The 24,610-nt window shown below is 65.0% G+C and carries 11 protein-coding genes; 3 read left to right on the top strand and 8 right to left on the bottom strand.

The window, feature by feature from the left end; genetic code table 11:
• Positions 1 to 16: 16 nt before the first annotated feature.
• Entirely contained in the window at positions 17 to 1,390 is a 1,374-nt protein-coding gene (locus tag AC5Y4F_RS06490; protein ID WP_499995580.1) for a DUF7159 family protein, read from the top strand.
• 41 nt (positions 1,391 to 1,431) lie between these two features.
• Here AC5Y4F_RS06490 and AC5Y4F_RS06485 read toward each other — a convergent pair whose 3' ends face one another.
• The 8 genes from AC5Y4F_RS06485 to AC5Y4F_RS06450 are packed head-to-tail and all read right to left on the bottom strand — an operon-like array spanning position 1,432 to position 8,292.
• Positions 1,432 to 1,830 (bottom strand): YchJ family protein, encoded by a 399-nt coding sequence (locus tag AC5Y4F_RS06485; RefSeq protein WP_067929811.1) that lies wholly within the window; start codon positions 1,828 to 1,830, stop codon positions 1,432 to 1,434.
• 19 nt (positions 1,831 to 1,849) lie between these two features.
• Complete coding sequence (locus tag AC5Y4F_RS06480; RefSeq protein WP_499995579.1) at positions 1,850 to 2,596, bottom strand: hypothetical protein; 747 nt, start codon at positions 2,594 to 2,596, stop codon at positions 1,850 to 1,852.
• On the bottom strand, positions 2,593 to 3,510 hold the full coding sequence (locus tag AC5Y4F_RS06475; protein WP_499995577.1) for a vWA domain-containing protein: 918 nt from the start codon (positions 3,508 to 3,510) through the stop codon (positions 2,593 to 2,595). Before AC5Y4F_RS06475 ends, AC5Y4F_RS06480 begins: the two co-directional genes overlap by 4 nt.
• Complete coding sequence (locus AC5Y4F_RS06470) at positions 3,507 to 4,484, bottom strand: vWA domain-containing protein (RefSeq protein WP_067930451.1); 978 nt, start codon at positions 4,482 to 4,484, stop codon at positions 3,507 to 3,509. Before AC5Y4F_RS06470 ends, AC5Y4F_RS06475 begins: the two co-directional genes overlap by 4 nt.
• Positions 4,475 to 4,948: a hypothetical protein gene (locus AC5Y4F_RS06465; protein WP_499995576.1), complete on the bottom strand. Its 474-nt coding sequence runs from the start codon at positions 4,946 to 4,948 to the stop codon at positions 4,475 to 4,477. Before AC5Y4F_RS06465 ends, AC5Y4F_RS06470 begins: the two co-directional genes overlap by 10 nt.
• Positions 4,938 to 5,804 carry a DUF58 domain-containing protein gene (locus AC5Y4F_RS06460; protein WP_067930470.1) on the bottom strand — a complete coding sequence of 289 codons (867 nt, stop codon included), beginning with the start codon at positions 5,802 to 5,804 and terminating at the stop codon, positions 4,938 to 4,940. The genes AC5Y4F_RS06465 and AC5Y4F_RS06460 overlap by 11 nt, the downstream gene beginning before the upstream one ends.
• A gap of 7 nt (positions 5,805 to 5,811) precedes the next feature.
• Complete coding sequence (locus AC5Y4F_RS06455) at positions 5,812 to 6,813, bottom strand: AAA family ATPase (protein WP_067930446.1); 1,002 nt, start codon at positions 6,811 to 6,813, stop codon at positions 5,812 to 5,814.
• 54 nt (positions 6,814 to 6,867) lie between these two features.
• Positions 6,868 to 8,292 (bottom strand): hypothetical protein, encoded by a 1,425-nt coding sequence (locus AC5Y4F_RS06450; RefSeq protein WP_499995574.1) that lies wholly within the window; start codon positions 8,290 to 8,292, stop codon positions 6,868 to 6,870.
• A gap of 603 nt (positions 8,293 to 8,895) precedes the next feature.
• Between AC5Y4F_RS06450 and AC5Y4F_RS06445 the strand changes: the two genes are divergently transcribed.
• The gene (locus tag AC5Y4F_RS06445; protein WP_499995572.1) at positions 8,896 to 9,636 is read left to right on the top strand and encodes a TylF/MycF/NovP-related O-methyltransferase; all 741 of its coding nucleotides are present in this window, start codon (positions 8,896 to 8,898) and stop codon (positions 9,634 to 9,636) included.
• A gap of 184 nt (positions 9,637 to 9,820) precedes the next feature.
• Complete coding sequence (locus AC5Y4F_RS06440) at positions 9,821 to 24,607, top strand: nuclear transport factor 2 family protein (RefSeq protein WP_499995801.1); 14,787 nt, start codon at positions 9,821 to 9,823, stop codon at positions 24,605 to 24,607.
• The last annotated feature ends 3 nt before the right edge of the window (positions 24,608 to 24,610 follow it).

Here is a 24,610-nt window from a genome sequence, read left to right as displayed (position 1 = left end):
GTCCGCTTCAAGCCAGGTGGGAGGGGCGGTGGAAACCGTACTCGGTGTGTCGATGACGCCCACAGCGGTCCATATGGTCGTGGTCGAAGGGGAAAACGCCGATGGCGCCACGGTCGACACCGACGGGTTCGAAGTGCCCGCTGTTCAAGATCGGTCAAATCAGACGGCGCCGCATCAGGTTGTCTCGGCGATTCTGGGAACGCGGGAAGCAGCGGCTGATAGCGGTTGGCAGCTGGCTTCGATCGGCGTGACGTGGACCGACGCCACCGAGGCCGCCGCCCTGCAAGAGTTGCTGTCTGGTCAGCGGCTCGAGAAAGTCATGCTCGTCTCGGCCTTTCTGGCCGCGGCCGCGTTGACCCAGACGGTAGGCAGCGCGACCGGATACGCGCACACCGCGTTGTTGTTTGTTGAGCCATCCACGGCGACGATGGCTGTGGTCGACAGTGCCGACGGTTCGGTCGCCGGTGTGCGCCGCCAGGAACTCCCCGACGACGAATATGAAGCGTTGACCGCCTTAACCGCGATGGCCGCGGATGCCGCGACGATGGAACAGCGGCCAGACGGTTTGTTAGTCGTCGGCAGCGACGGTGTTGACATCGCCGCAATCCGGGAGCAATTGCAGGCAGCCAGTTCCCTTGTCTTGAGCACACCGGAAGAGCCGGAGCTGGCGTTGGCCAGGGGCGCGGCGCTGGCATCGGCACATCCGCCGCTGTTTTCGTCGTCGACCGCAGCGATCGCTTACGCGCAGGATCCCGCGACGGGCTCGCCCGTTCCGCATGCGGTGGCTCTCGGCTTCGCGGACGGCGTTGCCACCGTGGAACGCGGTGCGCCCGCGTTGGCTTATAGCGCCGATCGCGCAGAGGCGGGCGAACCCGCTGGTGCGTTCGCCACCGGCGCCTATCCACCGTTTCTCGGCGACGACGAATCGCTGGCGGGCTTCGGTGCTGCGCCGGGTGAGCAGCGGGCAACCCGACCGTTTTTGGTGGCGCTGAGCGTGTTGGCATTGTTTGTCGGCGGCGTCTTGGCCCTGGTCATCGCGCTGGCGATCGCGATTCGCCCGCATTCCGACACGAGACCACAAATCGGCGCACGCGTCGTCGCCCCGGCTCCGCCCGCACCGGTTCCGCCTGCCAACGCCCCAACGCCGGCACCGGCAGGTGTTGCACCGGCGCCGGTCGCACCAGCGCCTGCCGCCCCGCCGCCTGCACTACCGCCGCCCCCTGCGCTCCCGCCACCCCCGGGCGGGTTGCCCTTGCCTCCACCCCGTATTCCCGGGCCGGCTGCACCTCCGCCGGGGCCGCCGATCCCCCCGCTGCGCCCGCCGATCCCCGCCGGTCCGCCGGGCCTGCCTGTCCCGCATATCCCACTGCCCGGCATTCCGCATCTCTAGGACGAGGTCAGCGGGCGCGCACGTGAGGTGGAACGCGTGGGCTACGGATCTCCCCCGACGGCGTCGAGGTAGAACCATCGGCCGGCGCGGCGTTGGAAGCGACTGCGCTCATGCAGGCTGCCCGCGCGACCGCCGGACTCGTAGCGGGCCGTGAATTCCACTTCGCCGAAATCATCGTCTGGCCCACCCGCCAAGGTGTCGATCACCTGTAGGCCAGTCCAAACGATCTTTAAGTCGGCGGTCACGTCTGCCGGACGTGTGCGCGGATGCCAGGTGCGGAACAGGTAGTCGCCGTCACCGTAGGTGAAAGCCGAGTACCGCGAGCGCATCAACTCCTCGGCCGTCCGGGCCTGCGACTCGCCCTCATGCAACGGCCCGCAACAGGCGCGATAGCTTCTGTTGCTGCCGCACGGGCACGGCGGCCCGAGAAGGTCGTTCACATCAAAAGCTTGACAGAGCCTAGGGCGACTCGCCCGGTGGCGTCGCGCCTGCGGCGTCCTGCAGCACCCGCTGCAACTTGTCGAGCGGATCGCCGCCCGCGGGATCAAGCCGGCGCGGGGGGTTGTCCCCGTCGTCGATCGCGGCGCTGCCGAGCGGCGGTGGCGGTGGGGGTGGCGCCGCCGGTGGCGATGGTGGCGGCGGCGGTGGCGCTGTCGGCGGCGCGGCGCTGAGTGCAGACCTCTTGGCCGCCAATCGGTTTGCTGCTTCGTCGCGGATGGCGTGTCGCTGCGGGTCCGGGTCGGTGTTGCCGGCGAAGCAACCCTGCGGCGCGGCTTCGACGATGGCCAACGCACTCGTGTAGCGTTCGTCGGCCCGTGCGCGGTCCCCCGCCGCCGCGGCCCGGTCGCCCTGAGTCTCGCGAACCAACTCGAGATTGACCCGCACCGGGCAGGAACCGACGCTGTCGCTGCGGGCCATCGCGTCGGTGAAGCGAGCGTCGGCGTCCTCTAACCGACCGCTGAGCACGGCGGCCGTGCCCGCGACGAACGGCGCCCTCGCCGGTTCCACCACATTGACGACTCCGAGGATCGCCGCGTCCCGCCGCACCGCGGTTGCGTCGCCACTCGCAAAGGCGTGGGTTGCCGAATTGCCGGCCAACACAACCACAAACAGCTTGATTGCGACCAGCAGCGCGGCGGCGGCGACCGGCGCCGAATAAATGAAGAGCCGCCGCCGCAGCCGCAATCGCACCGGTCCGCGTGTCATGACGCCAAGTCCCGCCGCGCGATGCGACCGCGACGAAACTCGCGGACCGACAGGTAGATTTCCGCGAGCAGCAGCCCAGCCGCGAGCAGCGCAGGCAGCCAGTACAGCTCGGCGCGTTCGGAGGCGTCTACGCGGCTGGGCGGTGAATCGGGAAGGAGCGGCTGAAGGGGCGCTCCGAGGTCGCGGTGCAAGTAGTTGACATCGAGTTGTGCTGCCAATCTTCGCAATTCGGCTTCATCGATCGTTTCCGCGCGACCGTAACCCAGCACCGCTCCGCCGGCGACCGACCCCCGTATGAGGTTGAACTCGCCTTGTGTCACGCGCGATCCGGGCGCACCGGAGCCGAAGTAGAGCACCACGTTGCGCGAACCCGGGTACTGCTGTGTCGCCTGAATCAGCTGATATCGCAAGACATTGTCCGCCGCTCCCGCGTCGGCATCGGGACTCGGGCTCTGGGCGGTGAGCGCCGTGATGGTTGGGCGCAGACTCCAAACATCTTCGGAAAGCGGCCAATCCAGCGAAGCCTTCGAGGCGAAGCCGACGAGCGCATACCGTGCCGCGGGGTACCGTTTGATCAACGCCTCGATGTCCTCGCGCATGCCCACGATCCGTGGTTGACCGTAACCGTCGTTCTCGACCCCCGAGTAAGCCGAGCGATCGACGACGAGAAACACGTTGAGATTCGCGCCGGCGGGCGTTGCGCCCCGTTGGTTTCCGTCATCGAGAAGTGCCGGGCGGGTGGTCGCAGCGATGAGCATCAGCACCGCAAGCGTTACGGCAGCCCATCGCAACGCGGTCCGCCTTCGGCGTCCGGCCGAGAGCAGCGCCTGCCGTAGCGCCACCAAGCGCGCCAGCAATAGCGCGCCCGCGACGACGGCGAGGATCGGCCAGGGCAATACGGGCTGAAAGGTCATCGGCGCAACACCAGTAGGGCCACCGACAGCACTGCCGACGACAATAAGGCGATCACCAGCGGCACCACCGGCGCATCCCGGAAGTCCGCTGTCACAGCGGTGCCGTCGGCGCGGCGCGCCGGCGGCTTGTGCGCGCGAATCTCGTTGAGTGCCAGGGCCACTGATCGTGGATCCGGTGCACCGTACCGGCCACCGGTCTGCTCGGTAAGCGCGGCCAACGCACCGCTTGTGGGTGAGGGGGCCGTGTCGATCACATTGACTTGGGCCCGGGCGTGTTCGGCCAGGGCCCGGACACTGCCATCGGTGAACAGTTCGGCACGCTGCTCCCCGGCGGCGCGGAGATCCGCAGGACCGAGATAGATGACCGAGCGCCGGTCAGGGCCGCGCTGCTCGGCGGACGGGAACCCAGAGAGGCACAGCGCGAGAACGTCGTTCACGCTTGCGGCGTAGTCGGTGTAGGAAACCGGCGCTGTGAACGACGCCGACAGCGCCTGGCGGGCACCGATATAGTCGCCGAAGCGCGCGGCGGCGTACTGATGGTCGCGCGTCAACGGCACCAGACGCCGGTTGGCCGATGTCAGGCCGATGCGTTGCCCCTGAGGGGACGCCGCGGCCTGCCGCGCGAAGTAGTCGAGCAGCTCCGTCGTCGCCGCGTCGCTCACCGACTGCCCGACGCACAGCATGATGTCCTCGGGGTGGGCGGCGTCGAAATCCTTGCTCGGCACGGCGGGACGGGCGGCGGCCCAGGTCGCGGCGCTGAACATAACCGTCAGCACCACCAACGTCACAATCGTTGAGAGCGAGCGCAGCCGCGCCACTTTCGCGTACTCGGGCAACCGGGTAAGCCGCGCGACATTGGCCAATGGCCGCAGTCGCCTCCGGGCTGCGGTCATCGGAAGCAACGCGGCCAGCGCGACAACTGCGATGAAAGCGGCCGCTCCGACCGCAGCTACCGGCCACCACGTCAGGTCCACGCGCGGATCAACTCCTGCGCCTGGGCACTCATATCGGCGACATCGATGCGCGATTCGGCATTGAATTGTGCATCACCGAGCTGGGTGAGCAGCGGTGCCGCCGGGGCTAGTTCCCCGTCGGCAATCGCGTTGATCTGCAGGTACTGGGCGCGCGCACCGGTCGCTTGATGCAGAAAGCTGCGCACCGTCCGGCTGATTGCCGCACATGCCGTCGGAGCCGACATCCGCTCGGCGTCGTGCTCGCGCGCGATGCGCTGTACGCAGCGTGCGAATCGGTTGCGAATCAGCCAGCCGTGCATTCGCCGTACGATCGGGATGCGCCGTAATCGGTGTGACGGCAATGTCCACATGACAATGCCTGCATACCAGGCGATTACGGCTATAGTCAGCACGGCCGCCAGCCACAGCCAGCACAACGAGTACGGCTGCGGACCGAAGATGTGGCGCAGCAGGTCATCCGGCACGCGCGGCCACCTCGGTCAGGCGAACGAGTTCGCGCCGGATATCCCTGCTGCCGGCGATCGTCGCGTGCGCAATGGCGTGAGCGGTCAGGAACGCATCGAGGCGATCGCGGCGCGCCCGCTCGGCACGGCGGTACGCGGTGACGACCCGCGGGCCCAGGTCGGCTCCGTTCAGGACGAAGCGACCGGTGGCGACGTCGTACCCGTCGGTGTTGTCGGGGCCCACCGCGGGCATGTCCGACACCATCGCCCAGATGATGTCGTGGCGCGCGGTCAATCTGGTGAGCACATCGTCGAGCCCGCCGTCGACATCGGGCTCATCGGATACCACGACGATGAGCATGGTATGTCGGTAATGCGTTGCGACGTACTCGAGTTGGGCGGTGACGTCGCTGCGGCCGGGACGGGTCGTGGTGTGCTGGTACCAGCGGTGCAGCAAGCCCTCGATGTGCGACTCGCCGCGGCGCTGCGGAATGTTCACGCAGCCGCGGCGGTCACCATAGACCATGCCGATCTGATCGGATCGCCGTAATCCGATCAATCCCACCGCGCCCATGACGTGCGCGGCGACGTCGCGCTTGCACTCCCCGCTGGGGGCGAGCGCCGACATGTTGCGGCCGGCGTCGGCGACCAGCAGGATCTTGTGATGCTTTTCGGATACGAACCGTTTGATGAGCACGCCGCCCGAACGTGCGGAAGCCTTCCAGTCGATGTCTCGCACGTCGTCGCCGGGAACGTACGGGCGTAGGTCGTCGAATTCCATGCTGCGCGTATGCAATAGCGCGTAGCGCCCGCCTTCGAGTAACCCGCGGGTGTCGGTGCCGAAATGCGCCTTGGCGCGGTTGAGATGCTTACCCAAGATGACCTCAGGGCACGCGCACAGCACGCAGCGCCGCGTCGACCACGACCTCGGAGGTGATGTCAGCGCTGGCCGCCTCGAAGCCGAGGATGAGCCGGTGCCGCAGCACCCGGTGCGCGAGGTTCGCGATGTCCTCGGGCAGCACGTGCGCGCGCCCGGCCAGCACCGCCTGCGCCCGGGCCGCCTTGCAGAACGCGATGGTGGCGCGTGGGCTGGCGCCATACTCGACCAGGCGCGCGATCTGCTTGGGCAACGCTTGCGCGGGGTGGCGGGTGACGTCGACCAGTTGGCTGGCGTACAGCATCAGCGCACGGTCCATATGGACATGGCGCACCACCTCCTGCACGCGCAGAACATCATCGAGGCTCACTACCGGCGCAGTCGGCCGTCCCTTGTCGTAGATGCCGGCGTCGATCCGCGACATGACTTCTACCTCCTCCTGCGGAGAGGGGTAGCGCACGATCTCCTTGAGCAGGAAGCGATCGGTCTGCGCCTCGGAAAGCGGATAGGTGCCTTCCTGGTCGACGGGGTTCTGGGTGGCGATGACTAGAAACGGATCCTCGAGGGGGTGCACCTGCCCGGCGATGGTGGTCTGCCGCTCCTCCATCGCCTCGAGCATTGCGCTCTGCGTCTTGGCACTGGATCGGTTGATTTCGTCGAGTAGCACGATGTTGGCGTGCACCGGACCCAGTTGAGTGACGAACGAATTGGTCGCCGAATCGTAGATCTGGGTGCCGATGATGTCGCTCGGCAGCAGGTCGGGCGTGCACTGAATGCGCTGAAAGCGCCCGTGAATCGACTCGGCGAGCACTTTCGCGGCCGTGGTTTTGGCCAGGCCCGGCACGCTTTCGAGCAGGACGTGGCCGCCGGCGAGCAGGCCGATCAGGAGCGACTCGCGTAGGTCGCGCTGCCCGACAATCTTGGCTGCGAAAGCCTGGGAGATGGCGTCGACGGTCCCCCGGACGCTATCGATTTCACGCTGATCCGATTGTGTTTGTGCTGTAGACATACGTCCGCTGGGATACCCAGGTGCCGGAGAACGACACGCCAAGCTGCCCGCTTACTACGGTTTGTTCCCTTGCCGCTTGGCTTTGGCTTCAGCCTCCAGCCGCAGCCGGATTGCGCGCGCCCGCGCCTCGGCCGCCACCGCTTGGGCTTCCGCGGCTTGCGCTCCTGCCCAAACCTCGGCTGCCCGAGCTCGGGTTTCGGCGGCTTCCGCGCGCGCCCGCCCCTCGGCAGCCAGCGCTTCGGCCTCGGCGGCTTCTGCGCGCGCCTGCTCGCGTGCCCGCGCCTCGGCGGCCATGGCTTGGGTTTCGGCGGCTTCCGCGCGCGCCCGCGCCTCGGCGGCCAGCGCTTCCGCTTCGGCGGATTTTGCCCGTTCCCGCGCTTCGGCGGCCAGGGCCTGAGTTTCGGCAGCTTCTGCCCGCTTCCGCGCTGCGGCGGCCAGCGCTTCGGCTTCGGCGGCCTCTGCCCGCTTCCGCGCCTCGATGGCCCGGGCTTCGGCTTCGGCGGCTTCAGCGCGGGCCCGTTCTCGCACCCGCGCCTCGGCCGCCAGCGCTTCAATTTCAGCGGCTTCTGCCTCCGCCCGCGCCTCGGCGGCCAGCGCTTCGGGTTCGGCGGCTTTGGCCTGCTTACGGGCTTCGGCGGCCAGGGCCAGGGCTTCGGCGGCTTTGGCCTGCTTGCGAGCTTCGGCGGCCAGCGCTTCGGCTTCGGCGGCCTCTGCCCGCTTCCGCGCCTCGGCGGCCAGCGCTTCGGCCGCTGCGGCTTCTGCATGCGCCCGCTCCCGTGCCCGTGCCTCGGCCGCCAGCGCTTGCGCTTCGGCTGCCTCTGCCAGTGCCCGGGCCTCGGCGGCCACCGCTTCGGGTTCGGCGGCCAGCGCTTCGGCGGCGGCGGCTTCTTCCTGCGCCCGCGCTTCGGCGGCCAGCGCTTCGGCTTCCGCGGCCAGCGCTTCAGCTTCCGCCGCCAAGGCTTCGGCTGCGGCCGCGTCTGCCCGTGCCCGCGCCTCGGCAGCCACCGCCTCGGCGTCAGCGGCCAGCGCTTGGGCGGCGGCAGCTTCTGCATGCGCCACTGCCTCGGCTTCGGCGGCGCGCGCTTCGGCCGCCGCGGCTTGTGCCTGCGCGTCCGCCTCGGCTTTGGCGGCCAACGCTTCGACGGCCGCGGCTTGTGCCTGCGCCTCTGCCTCGGCTTCGGCGGCGAACGCTTCGGCTGCCTCGGCTTCTTTCTGTGCCCTCGCCACCTCTTTCTGCGCCCGCGCCTCGGCTTTCAATTCCCGTCGCGACGGCTTTTGCTCGACCTGGGTCGTGGGTTGGCTGGCGCGCGGCTGAAGGTTCCGCTTCTGGGTGCCGGTGGCGACCCGCGACTTTTGTTCCACCGCCCTGTACGGGCCGGCCAGGTAATCAAACAAAACCAGGGCCACGCCAGCCAGCAACACCAGCGGTAGGGCCAAGGTCGGGCATGTGACCATGCCCCAGAAGCCGGCGACCGCCACTGGAACCGCCAATAACACGGCGGCCCCCGGATACCTAGTGCCTAGTTGCAAAATATTCGCGGGCAACGCGGACGACCGCGCGACCAACGGAAGTCGATCCGGCCGACTACCGACGACTTTCTGCGATCCCACGATCCCTCACCCTCACGGAGACGCTGGCACACCTACAGTGGAGACGCTGGCACATAAACAGTACTGTGCGCGCGGTCGCGGCGGAATCTTAATTCTTAGTGTTTCCGTAGCAATTTCACCGCAGTACGGGCGTCACGCCAAGCAAACCGGCGGCGAGGTGAAGCAAGCCCGCGGCAAATGGCGGCTTCCGCAACGCCGCCGAGCGCCACATGCGGCTCATCCGCCACGCGGGTCGCACATGACACGCAGGAGTTGAGCGGGCACCGGGCCTCCTGCGCCGAGCGCCGGAATCCTCAATTCCACCGTGGATTACGCGTCAAGCCTCTACGCTGCCGATTAATCATGACGTGTCATCCGGCGAGGAGGCTCAGCGCATGAATTTCCACCCCCCATGGCGTCGCTCATGTCGATCGGTGTGGTGGCGGACGGCGTGGTGGGCGCATGGCCGTTCGGCGTAAAGAGATACCGTAGATGACCCCAGAACTTGCGCGTAGCAACGGGTTCGACTGGGACCGATTGGTGAAGATGCCCTCCGCGAGCGAAGAGTGGCATAAAGGGCACCAGGTTCTCAACTTTTATCCGATGGACAAGGATTATCGAGATTCACCGGCGGCTCGCGCAATGGTGACGGAATACTTTGCCGATGCAAAGCCTCTGAATACCGATGCGGCCGTGCTCAAGTTCGGCTCCGATGCCGTTAGGTTGCGCGGCGCGTACCTGGAGATGGGCGTGTGTACGGGAAGGACCATCAATTTCATCGCCGCGCTCAATCCGGAGCAACGCATTTGGGGATTCGATTCCTTTGACGGGCTTCCGGAAGAATGGGCTCGCACCGACCTTACCGTCCCCCAAGGTACCTTTCGGGTCAACACTGAAGGGTGGATGCCACCGGTTCTGCACAATGTAAGCCTGGTGAAAGGCATGTTTCACGAAACCCTTCCGCAGTTCAAATCTCAGATTCTGAAAACTACGCCCATCGCCTTCGTACATATGGATTGCGATTTATACGCTTCCGCAAAGGAGACCTTCGACCAGCTGGCCGATAACATCGTTTCGGGCACTGTGATAGTCTTTGACGAATTCTATAATTACCCCGAAGCCGCAGAACATGAATTCAAAGCATTTCAGGAGTTCCTGGATTGGAGCGGGAAAGAGGCTGTCTACCTCGCATACAACCAGTACTTTGAACAGGCGGTCGCTCAGATAATCTGAGACCCGGCAGAGCGGTCAGGAACGGCGGTCGACGCCTCGAGCTCTGAGTCGCGCCCGCGCCCATCTAGCGGGATCGAGCGCGTCTGACGGGACCCCCCTCCGCAGCCGGCAAACACCTTTACTCGACCTTGACCGTGCGTTGATTCAGCTCCCTGACTATCGCAACGTGAGTACGCTTCATGCGGTGGAACTGGGGGTTTTGGGACCTCTGCAGGTGCGGCGGGACGGCGCGCCCGTCGCAATCCCGGGCGCCAAACCGCGCGCGATCCTGACCATGCTCGGGCTGCACGGTTCTTCGATCGTGTCCGCCGAAACCCTGCTCGAGCTCCTGTGGGGCGACGATCCCCCGCGCACCGCCGCCAAAGCGCTCCAGACTCATATTTCCGCGCTACGGCGCACGCTGGACGACGGCTTCGTCCTGACCGAGGGAACGGGCTGGGTCCTCACTAAATCCGACACCGATGCGTCGCGCTACAAGGTGGCCACCAAGATTGGCCGTGATGCCGCAGCGGCCGGCGACAGCATCCAAGCGGTGGCCTACTTCGACGAGGCGCTGACCCTCTGGCGCGGAATCCCGGAGCTGCCCGATACCCGCCGAGGAGTATCCGAGAAGACACGCTGGATAGAGGGCCACGCCGCGCTGGTCGAGGATCGCGCCGATGCTCTATTGGCGACCGGCCGGGCCGCCGAGATCATCGGCGAGCTCGAGGCCGCGGTGTCCGACGCACCCCTGCGCGAAAGGCGATGGGGCCAGCTGATGCTGGCGCTCTACCGCGCAGGTAGGCAAGGCGAAGCGTTGGCCGCTTACCAGCGGGCGCGGTCACTGCTGGCCGATGAGCTGGGGGTCGACCCCGGGCCAGATCTTCGGCGGCTGGAAGCCGCGATCGTTTCCCAGGACGCATCGCTGGAAGTCCCCGTAGGACAACAGCTTACGACTGTGACACGCGCCGTGACCTTCTTACTCACCGACATCGAGGGGTCAACCGCCGCTTGGGAGGCCGACGCCGACGCCATGGCGATCGCGCTCGCGCGTCACGACGAGCTCGCCGAACAAGTCGTCACCTCCCGCGGAGGACGGCTGCTCAAGACCCGCGGTGAGGGTGACGCTACCTTCTCGGTCTTCGATCGGCCGTCGGCGGCGGCCGCCGCAGCTCTGGAGCTTCAAGATGCGATCGCCAAAGAACCATGGGCGCTGACCGAACCCATCCGCATTCGCATCGCGCTGCATACCGGCGAGGCAGAACTCCGCGACGGCGACTACTTCGGTCGGGCGGTCAACCGTGCTGCACGCCTGCGGTCCCTGGCGTCGGGCGGGCAGATCCTTTGCTCCGGTGCGACAGCCGAACTCGCTATCGACTCGCTGCCCGACGATGTCGTGTTCGACGACTTGGGGATGCGTCAGCTCAAAAACTTGGCACGCCCCGAGCACGTGTTCGAGCTTCGCTTGCAGGCTACCGAGGACAGTCCTACGGAAGAGACGACCGATGCACCCCTCGAGCGGCCCGGCCTTCCCACGGTACTGATCGGTCCGGGTCCATTCGTCGGGCGCACCCACGAACTCGAAGGGCTCGTGTCGGTTTGGGAGACGGCGCGCACGGGCGGCATCCACGCGGTTCTGATTGCCGGCGAACCTGGTGTAGGAAAGACGCGTCTTGCCGGCGAGTGGTCTCAGCGGGCCTATCAGCAAGGAGCCGTCGTGCTTTACGGCCGCTGCGATGAGGATCTCGGTGCGCCGTACCAGCCTTTCGCAGAGGCGCTACGTTCGCTGATGCCGTGCATCGGCGCCACCCGGCTACGCGGACTGCGCGGTGTCGAAGCACTACTCGCATTGGTTCCCGGGCTGACCGATGTCCTACCCGATCTGACCGCGCCAAGCCGGGCAGACCCGGACACCGAACGCTACGCACTTTTCGACGCGGTCGTAGCGCTGCTGGAAGTCGCGTCCGCGAGCGCACCCGTCGTCGTGGTACTCGACGATCTGCACTGGGCAGCCAAACCCACGCTGCTCTTGCTGCGTCATCTGCTGCGCTTCGGCGACCAGGCCCGCGTACAGATCGTCGGGACGTACCGCAGCACAGACCTCGACCGCTCACATCCGTTGGCGGCCATGCTCGCCGACCTTCATCGCAGCACTGATTCCGGCACTGCAAACCGCCTCCAACTCAGCGGCCTCGACGAGGGGGACGTGACCGCATACGTCAGCGAGGCCGGCTACGACGACGAAGAGCTCGCGCGGGCGTTGGCCTCGGTGACCGGTGGCAACCCGTTCTTCCTCATCGAGGCACTGCGCCATGTCGATGAAAGTGGCGGCGTTTGGGATCCGACTACCCTGCCGCAAGGAGTCCGGGAAACCGTGAGCCGCCGGCTGTCGCGGCTTTCGCCAGAGACGAACAAGGCCCTTGCCGCAGCCGCCGTGGTTGGCAGTCGGTTCGCCGTGGACCTCGTCGAGCGGGTGGTCGAGCAAGATCTCGTTGACGCTTTCGACGAGGCGTGCAAGGCGGGCATCGTCATTGAGGAGCCCGGCGGTCTATACCGGTTCAACCACGCCATTGTGCGACGGTCGCTCCTTGCCGAGCTGGCATCGGTGCGCCGCATGCGGTTGCACCAGCGTATCGCCGCGACGCTGGAGACCGAGCCCGGCGCCGACGACGAGCTGTTGGCTGACCTGGCGCACCACTACTTCGAATGCGCCTGGGCCGGAAACGCCGCCAAGGCCGTCGAATATTGCCGGCGTGCCGCAGACCAGGCGATGGCACGACTCGGCTATGAAGGCGCCGCCGAGCTGTACGACAGAGCACTGCACGCACTGGAGGAGCTCGACGACGAGCTCCCCGACCGCGACGACCAGGCCGCCGAGCTACTGATCGCGCGCTGCGAGGCCCTGCTGGCCGCGGGTGATGTGTCGTCGGCGGCGGGCGCGGTCTCGCAATTACAAGCAGCGACAGTCGATTCCGCGCGACTGGCAGCTTGGGCGACGTGTTTCGACGGCGAGCTGTCGATGCTGATCCACCCCGACCGACTGGACGAGGTCGAAACCGCGCTAGGCACGGCCGCGGAAAAGCTGGCCCGATTGGACGATGCCGCAGGGGAAGCCAAAGCGCACACCGTGCGCGCCACATGCCTGGCGCGCCTGGGGCGAATCGCTGATTGCGAAATCGCCCTGGATGAGGCTCTTACCGCGGCGCGGCGCGCGCGTGAACACCGCCGAGTCAACGCCGTGCTCGCAGGCGCGCCACTCGCCGCGTTGTGGGGTCCGAATCCTGTTCCGCGCGCCGGTGGCCGGTGTCTTGACGTGGTGCGGCTGCTCCGGATCACGACCGACTCCCCCGCGGTCGAGGCGACGTCGACGCGATGCCAGGCCGTGCTGGAGGCCTTCCGCGGCCGCGGCGCCGCGGCACGACGGATGATCGACTCGGCCCGGCGCACGGTGACCGACCTGGGCCTGCGCCATGCGCGTTTAGAAGTCGAGCAATTCGCCGGCATTGTCGAACTTGTCATCGATGATCCCGCCGCCGCTGAGGCGCCGCTACGTAAGGCCTACCACGGCTTTCGCCGTATGGGCCTGGACGCCGACACGGCCGAGACCGCTGCGCTGCTCGGCCGCGCGTGCCTTTTACTCGACCGGGATACCGACGCGGACGAATTATGCACGGAAAGTGAGCATCTCGCTGGTCACGCGCTGAAGCCCTCGATCGCCTGGCGCACGCTTCGGTCGCAGCTGCTCTCGCGCAGCAATGATCACGACGCGGCGCGTCGGTTCGCCGAGGCCGCCGTCAGCCTGGCCGAGCGCACCGACTTGTTGGTTGACCACGGCGACGCATGTCTGGCACTGGCTAACGTTTTGGCCACTGCAGGCGACGTCGCGGGGGTACGAGCCGCCGCTGAGCGAGCTGTAAGCCTGTGGGAGAGGAAAGGTGCTGCGGCGCTGGTCGAGAAGGCGCGTGTCCTTCTTGATGTGCGCAAGGTGCCGACTGCCCCGGCGCCGCCTGAAGCTCCGACCGTCGAACCCGATACCCCGTGCGTGCGCGTCGGTAAACGGGCAATGGATGCTGCTGCTCGCGGGGCCTGGGACGAGTTCGAGCAGGTGTTTGCACCCCACGTTCACGTTGAGAGTCGCCGGAAGGTCGTCGGCTTCACGCAAATCGACGTCGAATCGAGCGAGTGGGCACATGAGAACAGGCGCATTCATGAGACCGACCGCGTACGACCAAGCCAAGTCGTTATCGCCGTGCGCGGCGACCGGCTGGCTCTCACCCGATTAGAGTTGGGCACCGCCGACATGAGCCCGGGAGCGCCGCGCGATGAATTGCTCCAGCTTTACGGGATCGACATAGAGGGCCGAATCGCGCTGCACGTGTTCTTCGACGTCGATGACATGGACGCCGCGGTCGCCGAACTCGACGCCACACACGCCCGATTCGAGGAGGAGCAACACACGTCGGCACGGCGGCTTCAAAACGCCGCAAGCCAAGTGTACGAGCGCATCCAAGCGTGCTTCGCGGCCCGCGACTGGGATGCGATGGCAAACCTCATGGCGCAGGACATGATTGACCATGATCGTCGGCACGGGGTGAACGCAGAAATCCGACGCGGCCGTGATGCCGAAATCGCCAACAGTCGAGCAGTCGCCGAGTTAGGCAGCGAGAAGATTACGTCGAACGTCACCGCGACCCGCGGCAACCGCCTCGCGCTATGTCGCTCATGCATCTTCATGCAGGACAACCGCATCGAGTTTCTTAGCGTCATTGAGAGCGACACTGACGACCGGTTGGCAGCCCACCTTGCGTTCGACGTCGACGACTTCGACGCCGCCATAGCTGAACTCGATGCGCGCTACCTCGCGGGGGAAGCGGCGCCGTACGCGGACACGTGGGCAATGACCACAGCGGGCTACGCTTCACTGAATCGGCACGAACTCCCCGCGACGACGCAGGACTGGGTCAACATCGACCATCGAGCGGTCGTACCGGTTGAGGCAGGTGTCCTGGGCGAATCCATTCGCGCCGTGTGGGACCTCGTGCCGCAAGCCACCAACTACGTCGAGACGGTGCTTCGGCTAAGTAGCGTCGGAACGGTCACCACTCATGCGGTGCATGCGACGTCGCGCGAGGGCTTCGACGCCGAATGGCGAGACGTCATCGTTCTCACGTTCGAGGGCGAAAAGATCAACCGCTGCGAGGTATTCGACGAGACCGACCTGGATGCCGCGCTCGCGAGATTCGAACAGCTCGACCGGCCGGCACGGCGACTGGAGAACGCGGCAACACAAGTGTTCGAGCGCATGTTGGCCTTTTTCGAAGCCCGTGATTGGGTGGCCCTCAGCGGCGTAGTCGCCGAGGCCGAGTTGATCGACGATCGCCGGCGAGTGGTGAACGGCGGACTCCGACACGGTCGCGATGCCGGAATCGAGGAATTGCGGGCGGCGGCCGACATCGGCTTCACCATAACGATGGTGGACGTCAGAGCGGCTCGAGGCGAGCGTCTCGCTCTGGCGCGCGTTAGGGCGGCGGGGCGCGATCCCGCTGCGATCCAAAACGATGTACTGCAAGTCGTCCAGATCGATTCCGACGAACGGATCGCGGAAGTGATTACGTTCGATCTCGATGACTTCGAGGCGGCCATTGCGGAACTCGATGCGCGCTACCTCGCCGGGGAAGCAGCGACCTATGCGCGCACCTGGTCGGTGGTCGCGAAAACCTTCACCTCGGTCAATCAGCACGAGCTCCCCGCGACGACACACGACTGTGTCACCCTCGACCATCGCAGCGTCACCGCATTTGAGCCCGGCGAGCTGACCGCGTACATCCGGGCTTCGTGGGACCTCGCCGCGGAGCTGAACGTATACATCGAGGCCGCGCACCGGCTGAGCGACCTCGGCGCGGTTTACAGCTATGCGGCGCAGAGTATTTCACACGAAGGCTTCGACGGCGAATGGCGCGGAGCCAATGTTGTGACTGTCCAGGGCGACATGATCAACCGCTGCGAACTATTCGACGAAGGAGACCTCGATGCTGCGCTCGCGAGATTCGAACAGCTCAGCCGGCCAGGAGCGCAGCTGCAAAATAAGGCAAGCAAAGTGGCCGACCGCTTCTTTGGCCGCTTCGCGATCCGCGATTGGGACGCGATAGGGGAGGTCCTCGCCGAGGACGTTTCCGTTGAGGATCGTCGCCGGGCCGCGAATGCCGGCATCCGACGCGGAAGAGCCGCCGAGATCGAAGACCTGCAGGCGGCGGCCAGCGTGGGCTTCGCCGACTTGGCGCCGACCGTCATCGCAACCCGGGGCGAGCGTCTCATCCTTTCGCGCACTCAAGCCACCGGCCACGACCCCGAGGCGATTCGAGTCGAAATCCTTCAAGTCATCGAAATCGACGCCAACGAACGGATCGCAGCCCTCTTGGTGTTCGAGCTCGATGACCTCGAAGCCGCCTTCGCCGAACTCGAAGCCCGATACCTCGCCGGTGAAGCCGCGGCCCATGCGGCCACATGGTCGGTGATCACCGGCGCCTTGGTTGCGCACAATCGGCGCGAAGTTGCTGCCGCTACACCGGATGTGGTGAGTATCGACCATCGCCGGGTGGCATCGTTTGCACCCGGTGAGGGTATCGAATACATCCGTGCCGGATGGGACCTCGACATAAGCCTCGACATCTTCGTCGAGACACCACATCGGGTGAACGACTTCGGCGCCGTTTTCACGTGGGCGGCGTATGGAAGCTCGGACGAGGGCTTCGCCGCCGAGTGGCGGGGCGTCGAAATCATGATGGTCGATGGCGAAATGCTGAGCCGGGCTGAGGTATTCGACGAGGCAGACCTGGCCGCCGCGCTCGCGAAGTTCGATGAGCTAAGCCGCCCGACACCGCGGCTGGAAAACGCAGCAAGCCAAGTGTACGAGTGCTTCTTGAGCTGCTTCGCGAGCCGCGATTGGGAGACCATGGCCGAGATCTTGGACGACGAAGTCTGCATTGACGATCGTCGCCGCATGGCGAACGCCGGGACCCGATTTGGACGAGATGCCGAGATCGAAGACTCGAAGGCGGCCGCGAATGTAGGTTTCACGAAGTTGGCGCCGATCATCATTGCGACTCGGGGCGAGCGGCTCATCCTTTCGCGCACTCAAGCCACTGGCTATGACCCAGAGGCGATTCGAATCGAAGTTTTTCATCTCATCGAGATCGACACTGAAGAGCGGATTGTGGCGCTTGTAGTGTTCGAACTTGATGACTTCGACGACGCCATAGAGGAACTCGATCGTCGCTACCTCGCCGGCGAAGCTGCCGCCCACGCGCAGACATGGTCGGTGCTGGCAAAAACCTGTGCCCTGTTCAATCAGCACGAACTTCCAACGACGACGCCGGATTCGGTGTACGTCGACCATCGACCGGTCTTAACCGTCGAAGCGGTTGATCTGCCCGCATACCTTCGCGGGGTGTGGGATCAAACGCCTGACGCAAGGATCTACACCGAGGCCGTGCATCGGCTGTCCAATGACGGAGCCGTCGTCACCCATGCGGTGAGGGGGACCTCGCCCGAGGGCTTCAACGCCGAATGGCGGATGATCGACATTCTCACAGTCGAGGGTAGCCGGATCAGCCGCTGCGAGGTGTTCGACGAGTCCGACCTCGAAGGCGCACTCGCGAGATTCGAACAACTCGGCCCACCAGCGCCGAGGCTAGAAAACGCGGCAAGCCGAGCCTACGAGCGCATCTACGCGTGGTTCGCAGCCCGCGACTGGGACGCCATGGCCGCAAATGTGGCGCATAACTTTTCTAGCGAAGATCGCCGGCGAGTGGTGAATGCCGGGATCCGACGTGGTCGAGACGCCGGGATCGAAGATGTGCGGGCGATTGCCGACGTCGGCTTCACACTAACGCTGTTAGGGATCGTGGCGATCCGCGGCGGACGCCTCGCCCTTGTGCGTGTTCGCGCAGCGGGCCCTGACCCCGGGACGATTCAAAACGATGCCCTAAATATCGTCGAGATCGACGCCGAAGAACGGATCGTCGCGTCGATATCGTTTGACCTCGACAACTTCGACGCCGCTATTGCCGAACTCGACGCCCGCTATCTCGCCGGCGAAGCGGCCCCTTATGCCCACACGTGGTCGGTCATCACAGGTATCTACGCGGCGTTCAACCGGCACGAACTGCCTGCGACCGACTGGGTCACCATCGACCACCGGCGAGCCACGCCCTTCGCGCCCGGCACGATCCTCGCGTCCATCCGTGCCATCTGGGATCTCACCCCGGACCTCAACATCCACGTCGAGGCGGTGCATCAGCTCAGCAAGCTCGGAGCAGTGATCACCCATGTGCAGCGAGGAACGTCATCAGAAGGCTTTGACGTCGAGTGGCGACAGATCCAATTCTTAAGGGTCGACGACGACCGAATCGACCGTTGCGAAATCTTCGACGAAACTGACCTCGACGCCGCGCTGGCCCGCTTTGAGGAACTGCATCCGAATGTTCCCCAGCTGGAAAACGCGGCAAGTCAAGTCCTTGAACGGGTCTTCACCTACTTCGCTGCGCGCGACTGGAACGCGCTGGCGGAATTAGTGGCCGAAGACATTTGCTCCGAGGATCGCCGTCCAGTGGTGAACGCCGGCATTCGTCACGGTCGAGATGCCGAAGTCGCGGACATGCGAGCCATCGCGGACGTCGGGGCCAAGTACGCCACGATTACCGCGATGGCAACCCGCGCTGCGCACCTGGCCCTTTGTCATGTCCTTTTGGCGGTTGAAGATCAAGGGTCCGAGTCGTTCCGCACCGAAGCGCTCTGCCTGGTCGAAGTCAACGCCGACCACCGCGTCGCTGCCCGCCTGCTATTTGGCCTCGACGACATCGACGCCGCCATCGAGGAGCTTGACGCCCGCTTCCTGGCCGGCGAAGCGGCACCGTACGCGCGAACGTGGTCGGTCATCTCGAGCGCCTACGCCGCGATGAACCGGCATGAGCTTTTCCCGACGACGCCGGATTGGGTGAACATCGACCACCGACGACCAACGATTATCGTGGAGGGCCGCCTCAACGAGTTCCTGGAATCGCTGTGGAAACTCGCACCGGACGTCAGCTTCCGGGTAGAAGCAGTGCATCGATTGAATAACCTCGGGGCAGTCTGCAGTCATGTGGCACAGGGGATTTCACAAGACGGCTTTGAAGCCGAGTGGCGGGGAATAGAAGTCATGGCTGTCGACCGTGGTCTGATCAGCCGCTGCGAAATCTTCGACGCAACGGACCTCGACGCGGCGCTCACCCGCTTCGAAGAACTTCAGCCGCGCTCCCCCCGACTGAAAAGCGCTGTGGCGGACCGCTTCCTGACGCACTTCGCGACTCGCGACTGGGACGCCATGGCGCAGGACTTTGCCGAGAACTATCACTTCGACGATCGCCGCCGGGTCATCAACGCCGGAATCTATCGCGGTCGAGATGCCGCAATCAAAGACCTGCGGGTGGCTACCGACATCGGATTGACGACAACCGCCATCGTGGACATTATTGCGAGCCGGGGCGAGCGCCGTATTCTCACGCATTGGCGCGCCTCAGGACCCGACCCCGACGCGGTTCAATTCGATGTGCTGCAGGTCCTTGAGTTCGACACAGACGAACGGGTCGCAGCGGCCGTCATATTCGACCTCGACGACATCGACGCGGCTTTCGCTGAGCTTGACGCGCGGTACGTTGCCGACGAGGCTGCCGCCCACGCGCGCACGTGGTCAGTCATCACTGATACCTATGCCGCTTTCAACCGGCACGATCTCACCAAGGCCGACTGGGCCGTCGTCGACCATCGTCGGGTTGCACTGTTCGCTTCCAGCAACATGGTTGCCTCGGTCCGCGCCTCTTGGGAACAGACGCCAGACCTCAGCATCCGCATCGAGGCGGTGCATCGGATCAGCGCTGTAGGAGCGGTCGTCACGCACATTGCGCATGGGACCTCACCAGACGGTTTCGACGCCGAATGGCGAATGATCCAGGTCTTGACCCTCCAAGGTGACCACATCGGCGGCTGCGAGCTTTTCGACGAAGTCGACCTCGATGCTGCCCTCGCCCGCTTCGAGGAACTCCAAACGGAGCCGCGGCAAGTCGAGAACGCGGCAAGCCGAGTCGAGCAAAGCATCTTGGCCTCCTTCGTGGTCCGCGATTGGGACGCCATGGCGGGTCTGATCGCCGACGACATCCGCGTCGATGATCGTCGTCGCGTCGTGAACGCTGGTGCTTATCTCGGTCGAGATGCGGAGATCGCAAGCCTGCGAGCACTCGCCGGTGTCGGTGTCACAAATATGACCGCAATGACGATTGCGACCCGTGGGCAGCGCCTCGTCCTCAGCCGTCACTGCGTCTGGGACCACTGGTCTGGGCCCGGGACGTCGAAGGCACTAGCCGTCGTTGAGATCAACGCGCAAAACCAGGTCGTGTCGCGCGTGATATTCGATCCCGACGACTTCGAAGCAGCCATCGCTGAGCTCGACGCTCGCTATGCAGCCGGTGAAGCAAGCACCCACGCGGAAATCTGGTCGCTTGTTGCGCGGATCACCGCCGAGGTAAATCGGCAGGAAGTGCCCGCAACCACACCGGATTCGGTCTACATCGATCATCGACCGCTGGTGTCGATCGAGGGCGTTGATCTCGCCGCGTCCCTACATGCATTGTGGGACATCACTTCGGCTTTCAGCGCCTACGTCGATGCGGTGCATCGGCTGGATGAACTCGGAACCGTCGTCACCCAGGTGGTGAACGCGACCATGCGTGAGGGCGACGCCGAACTGCGGTACATCGAGATGGTCACATTCGAAGGCGACCTCATTAGCCGCGTCGAATGCTTCGACGAGGCAGACCTCGACACCGCGCTCGCCCGGTTCAACGAACTGCACTTTCAGGCGAGGCGGCTCGAAAATGCGGCAAGCCAAGTATTCGAACGCTTTCTGACGCACTACGTTGCCCGCGACTGGGACGTGGTTTCGGAGATGCTGGCAGAAGACATTTTCAACGACGATCGCCGCCGAGTGGTGAGCGCAGGCGTCCGCCGCGGTCGAGACGCCACGATCGCGAGCATGCGGGCCTCAGCCGACCTCGGGCTTACGTCCTGGGCCTCAACGGTTATCGCGACGCGTGGGGAGCTCCTTGCTCTGAGCCGCGATCGCATCTCGGTCCGAGACGAGCAGTCCGAGGCGGTTGTTGCCGAGGTCCTCGGCATCGTTGAGATCGACGCCGACGAACGGATCGTGACACGCATCGCATTGGACCTCGAGGACTTCGATGCGGCCATCGCTGAGCTTGACGATCGCTACGTTGCCGGCGAAGCCGCCACCTACGCGGATACGTGGTCGGTGATCGCGGGTGTCCAGGCCGCGGTCAATCGGCGCGAGCTTCCCGCGATGACGACCAATCCGGGTTACATCGATCATCGCCCGCTGGTATCCATCGAAGGGCCTGATCTGGCCTCATCTATTCGCGCAGTGTTCGACATCTTTTCCACTTACGACGTCTACGTCGAGGAGGTGCATCGGCTGGAAGAACTCGGCGCCGTCTACACCCAGGTGCACACAGGAACCTCGCACGACGGTGTTGACGCCGAGTTGCGGATGATCGAAGTTCAGACAGTCGAAGGTGGCCTGCTGAGCCGTGCCGAAGTTTTCGACGAGGCCGATCTCGATGTGGCCCTTGCACGATTCGACGAATTGCAGCCGCAGGCGCCGGGGCTGGAGAATGCGGCAAGCCGACTGTACGCCCGCTCCAACGCCTACCTCGCGGCTCGCGATTGGGACGCGATCGCGGAGCTGCTCGCCGACAATGTTTCCACGGACGACCGTCGCCGGGTGGTGGGCGGCGGCGTCCAACGCGGCCGAAATGCGCAGATCGCAAATATGCAGGCCGTTGTTGACCTAGGGGTCAACAACATCGAGGCGGTTGTCATCGCGACCCGCGGGGAGCGCCTCGCGCTCACTCGTACCCGCGTATCGGGTGGTGCCCAGGGGCCTGAGGCGTTCAGCGTCGAAATGCTCAACATCGTCGAGACCAACGCCGACAATCGGATCGCGGCGGCGGTCCAGTTCGACACCGACGACATCGACGCCGCGTTCGCCGAGCTTGATGCCCGCTACCTCGCGGGCGAGGCCGCCACACAGGCGCAGGCGTGGTCGCTTGTTGCACGTACCTACGCCGCGGTCAACCGGCGCGAACTTCCAGCGACGACTCCGGATGCGATTTACATCGATCGTCGACCGATCGTATCGATCGAAGGCGTCGATCTGGCCGCGTCTCTTCGTGCACTGTGGGACATCACTTCGGCCTTCAGCGTGTACGCCGAGGCAGTGCATCGGTTAGACGCACTCGGAACCGTCGTCACCCAGGTCGTAAACGGGACCTCGCAAGAAGGCTTCGACATAGAGGTGCGGACGATCGGCATATTCACAATCGAGGGCGGCCTTTTCAGCCGTGTCGAAATCTTCGACGACGCGGATCTCGATACCGCACTCGCCCGCTTCGATGAACTGCACGCACAGACGCGACGGCCACGAAACAGAGCAAGTCAAGTCGTCGAGCGGTTCCTGGCACACTTCGCCGCCCGCGACTGGGACGCGATAACCGAGGTTCTGAACGATGGCTACTACAACGATGACCGCCGTCGTGCGGTGGGAGCTGGGCTCCGGCGCGGTCGCGAATCCAATACCGCGGAAATGCGGACGACCGTCGACCTCGGCGTCGAGGTCATAACGTCACAGGACATCGCGACCCGCGGGGAGCACCTCCTCCTCAGTCGTGTCCGATGGTCCGCCAACGACGAGTTGGCTGGGGGGTTCCACACTGAAGCGCTCGGCATCGTCGAGCTCGACGCCGCCGAGCGGATCGCTGCAATCGTCACGTTCGATCCGGACGACATCGACGCCGCATTCGAGGAACTCGACGCCCGCTACCTCGCCGGCGAAGCCGCCGCCCACGCGCAAACGTGGACGAACATGATCCAGGCCCAGGCCGCCTACAACCGACACGAAGTAATGCCGACGACGCAGGACTGGATCAACATCGATCACCGGCGAGGTCGAGCGTTCGCGCCCGGCGACATGATCCCTTACATACGTGCCACCTATGACATGGCCCCAAACGTCAAGGGTCACATAGAATCCGTGCACCGGCTGAGCAGCCTTGGCGCGGTCATCACAGAGGTAGTTACCGGGACGTCACACGAGGGCTTCGATTTCGAGTTGCGCGAGATCGCCATTTTCACATTCGACGGCGACATGGTGAGCCGGTTCGAGATGTTCGACGAGGCAGATCTCGATGCCGCCCTCGCCAGATTCGACGAGGTCCATCGCTCGGCACCGCTGCTTGAGAACGTCGCGACACGCGCCCGTGTATGCGTCGCCGATGCTTTCAATCTTCGTGACGTGGAAGGCCTTCTAGCGCTGAACACTGCCGACGCGCGATATGACGACCGGCGACGGGGCCTGCGTGATGAGGGCTTGGCGGCCCGGCCCGAACTTGTGCGCGGGATTTTCGAGGCACCGAAGGGATGGCGGTTGGAAGTCGCGCCGCTCGCGGTCAGGGGATCCCGCCTCGCGTTGACTCGCGACACGTACCGCGACGTCAACGAATTCGACCGGCCAATCACTAACGAGCACTTGATGCTCACCGAACTCGATGCCGATGGACTAGTCCGCAACTCGGTGATTTTCGACTCCGACGACCTCGACGCCGCCTTCGAGGAGCTCGATGCCCGATATGTCGCCGGTGAGGCGGCCGCCCACGCGCACACGTGGTCGGTAATCGCGGGCGTCACCACGGCGCTCAACCGGCACGAATTGCCCTCTGCGGACTGGGTTGTCATTGACCACCGGCGAGGCACACCGTTCGCGCTCAGACGCGGGAGCGACACCAACGTCTATGCGTCCATCGGCGCGATTTGGGACCTGACGCCAGACCTCAACATCTACATCGAGGCCGCGCATCGGCTAAGCAACCTCGGCGCTGTCGTCACGTGGAAGGGGCGTGGGACCTCCCAAGAAGGCTTCGAAGCCGAGTGGCGAATGATCCAAGTTCCAATCGTCGAAGGCGATCTGATCCAGTACTGCGAGCTCTTCGACGAGACAGACCTCGATGCCGCCCTCGCCAGATTCGACGAGCTCGACCGGCCGGTCCCCCGCCTTGAGAATGCTTCGACCCGGACCTGGTCGCGCCTGGTCGATGCGTACAACCGCCGGGATATGAGTGCTTTCCTCGCCATGATGACTGAGGACATTCAATTGGACGACCGACGAAAGGGTCTGCGCGCCAGACTAACCGGGCTAGCAGTGTGGAAAAACGTCCAAGAACTGTTCCAGGCGCCAACCAGTTGGCGACTGAGCATGCAAGCCATCGCAATCAGAGGGTCTCATCTTTCACTGACTCGCCATTGCATCCGCGACATCGGTGCTGCCGACCAGCCGATCACCTGGGAGGTCTTGTCCGTGATGGAGGTCGGCGAAGACGATCTGATGCGCGAGCAGGTGACATTCGATCCGGACAACATCAACGACGCGTTCGATGAGCTCACCGCTCGGTGGATCGCATCTGGCGAGGTCGCCCACCCGGAGGTGATCGAGGCGGTGCAGCGGCTCAACGAAATCTCCAACCGCCATGACTGGGATGCGATCGCCGCCAGCCTCGATGGCGCTGCGTACGTCAGCCACCGGCAGCTCGCCCACGCACGCGCTGAGACGATCGATGACTACATGTCCTCGATCCGGACGTTGGCGTCGCTGGTACCCGATTACCGGGCCGAGTATGCCCAGATCCTTGCCCATTCGGGCTTGGGGGTACTGGCCGATGTGGTCGTGAGGGGCACCTCGACCGAGGGCGTCGCAATCGAAATCCCCCTCATCCAGCTCGGCCTTCTCGACCGTGACCGCGTCACCCGGGTCGAGTTCTTCGATCCCGACCAGCGCGACATGGCGCTGGCCCGGTTCAACGAACTCAGCCGAATGGATCAGCTGGAGTAACTG

It is taken from the genome of Mycobacterium sp. NGS56 (genome assembly GCF_059812425.1).
Note: the sequence above shows the minus strand (reverse complement) of the source record. Positions and strands in the feature narration are given on the sequence as shown.

Bases quoted from the DNA above. Each gene is read 5' to 3' on its own strand.
- AC5Y4F_RS06445 (WP_499995572.1), top strand. From the start codon at position 8,896: ATGACCCCAGAACTTGCGCGTAGCAACGGGTTCGACTGGGACCGATTG.
- AC5Y4F_RS06455 (WP_067930446.1), bottom strand. From the start codon at position 6,813: ATGTCTACAGCACAAACACAATCGGATCAGCGTGAAATCGATAGCGTC.
- AC5Y4F_RS06480 (WP_499995579.1), bottom strand. From the start codon at position 2,596: ATGACACGCGGACCGGTGCGATTGCGGCTGCGGCGGCGGCTCTTCATT.
- AC5Y4F_RS06475 (WP_499995577.1), bottom strand. From the start codon at position 3,510: ATGACCTTTCAGCCCGTATTGCCCTGGCCGATCCTCGCCGTCGTCGCG.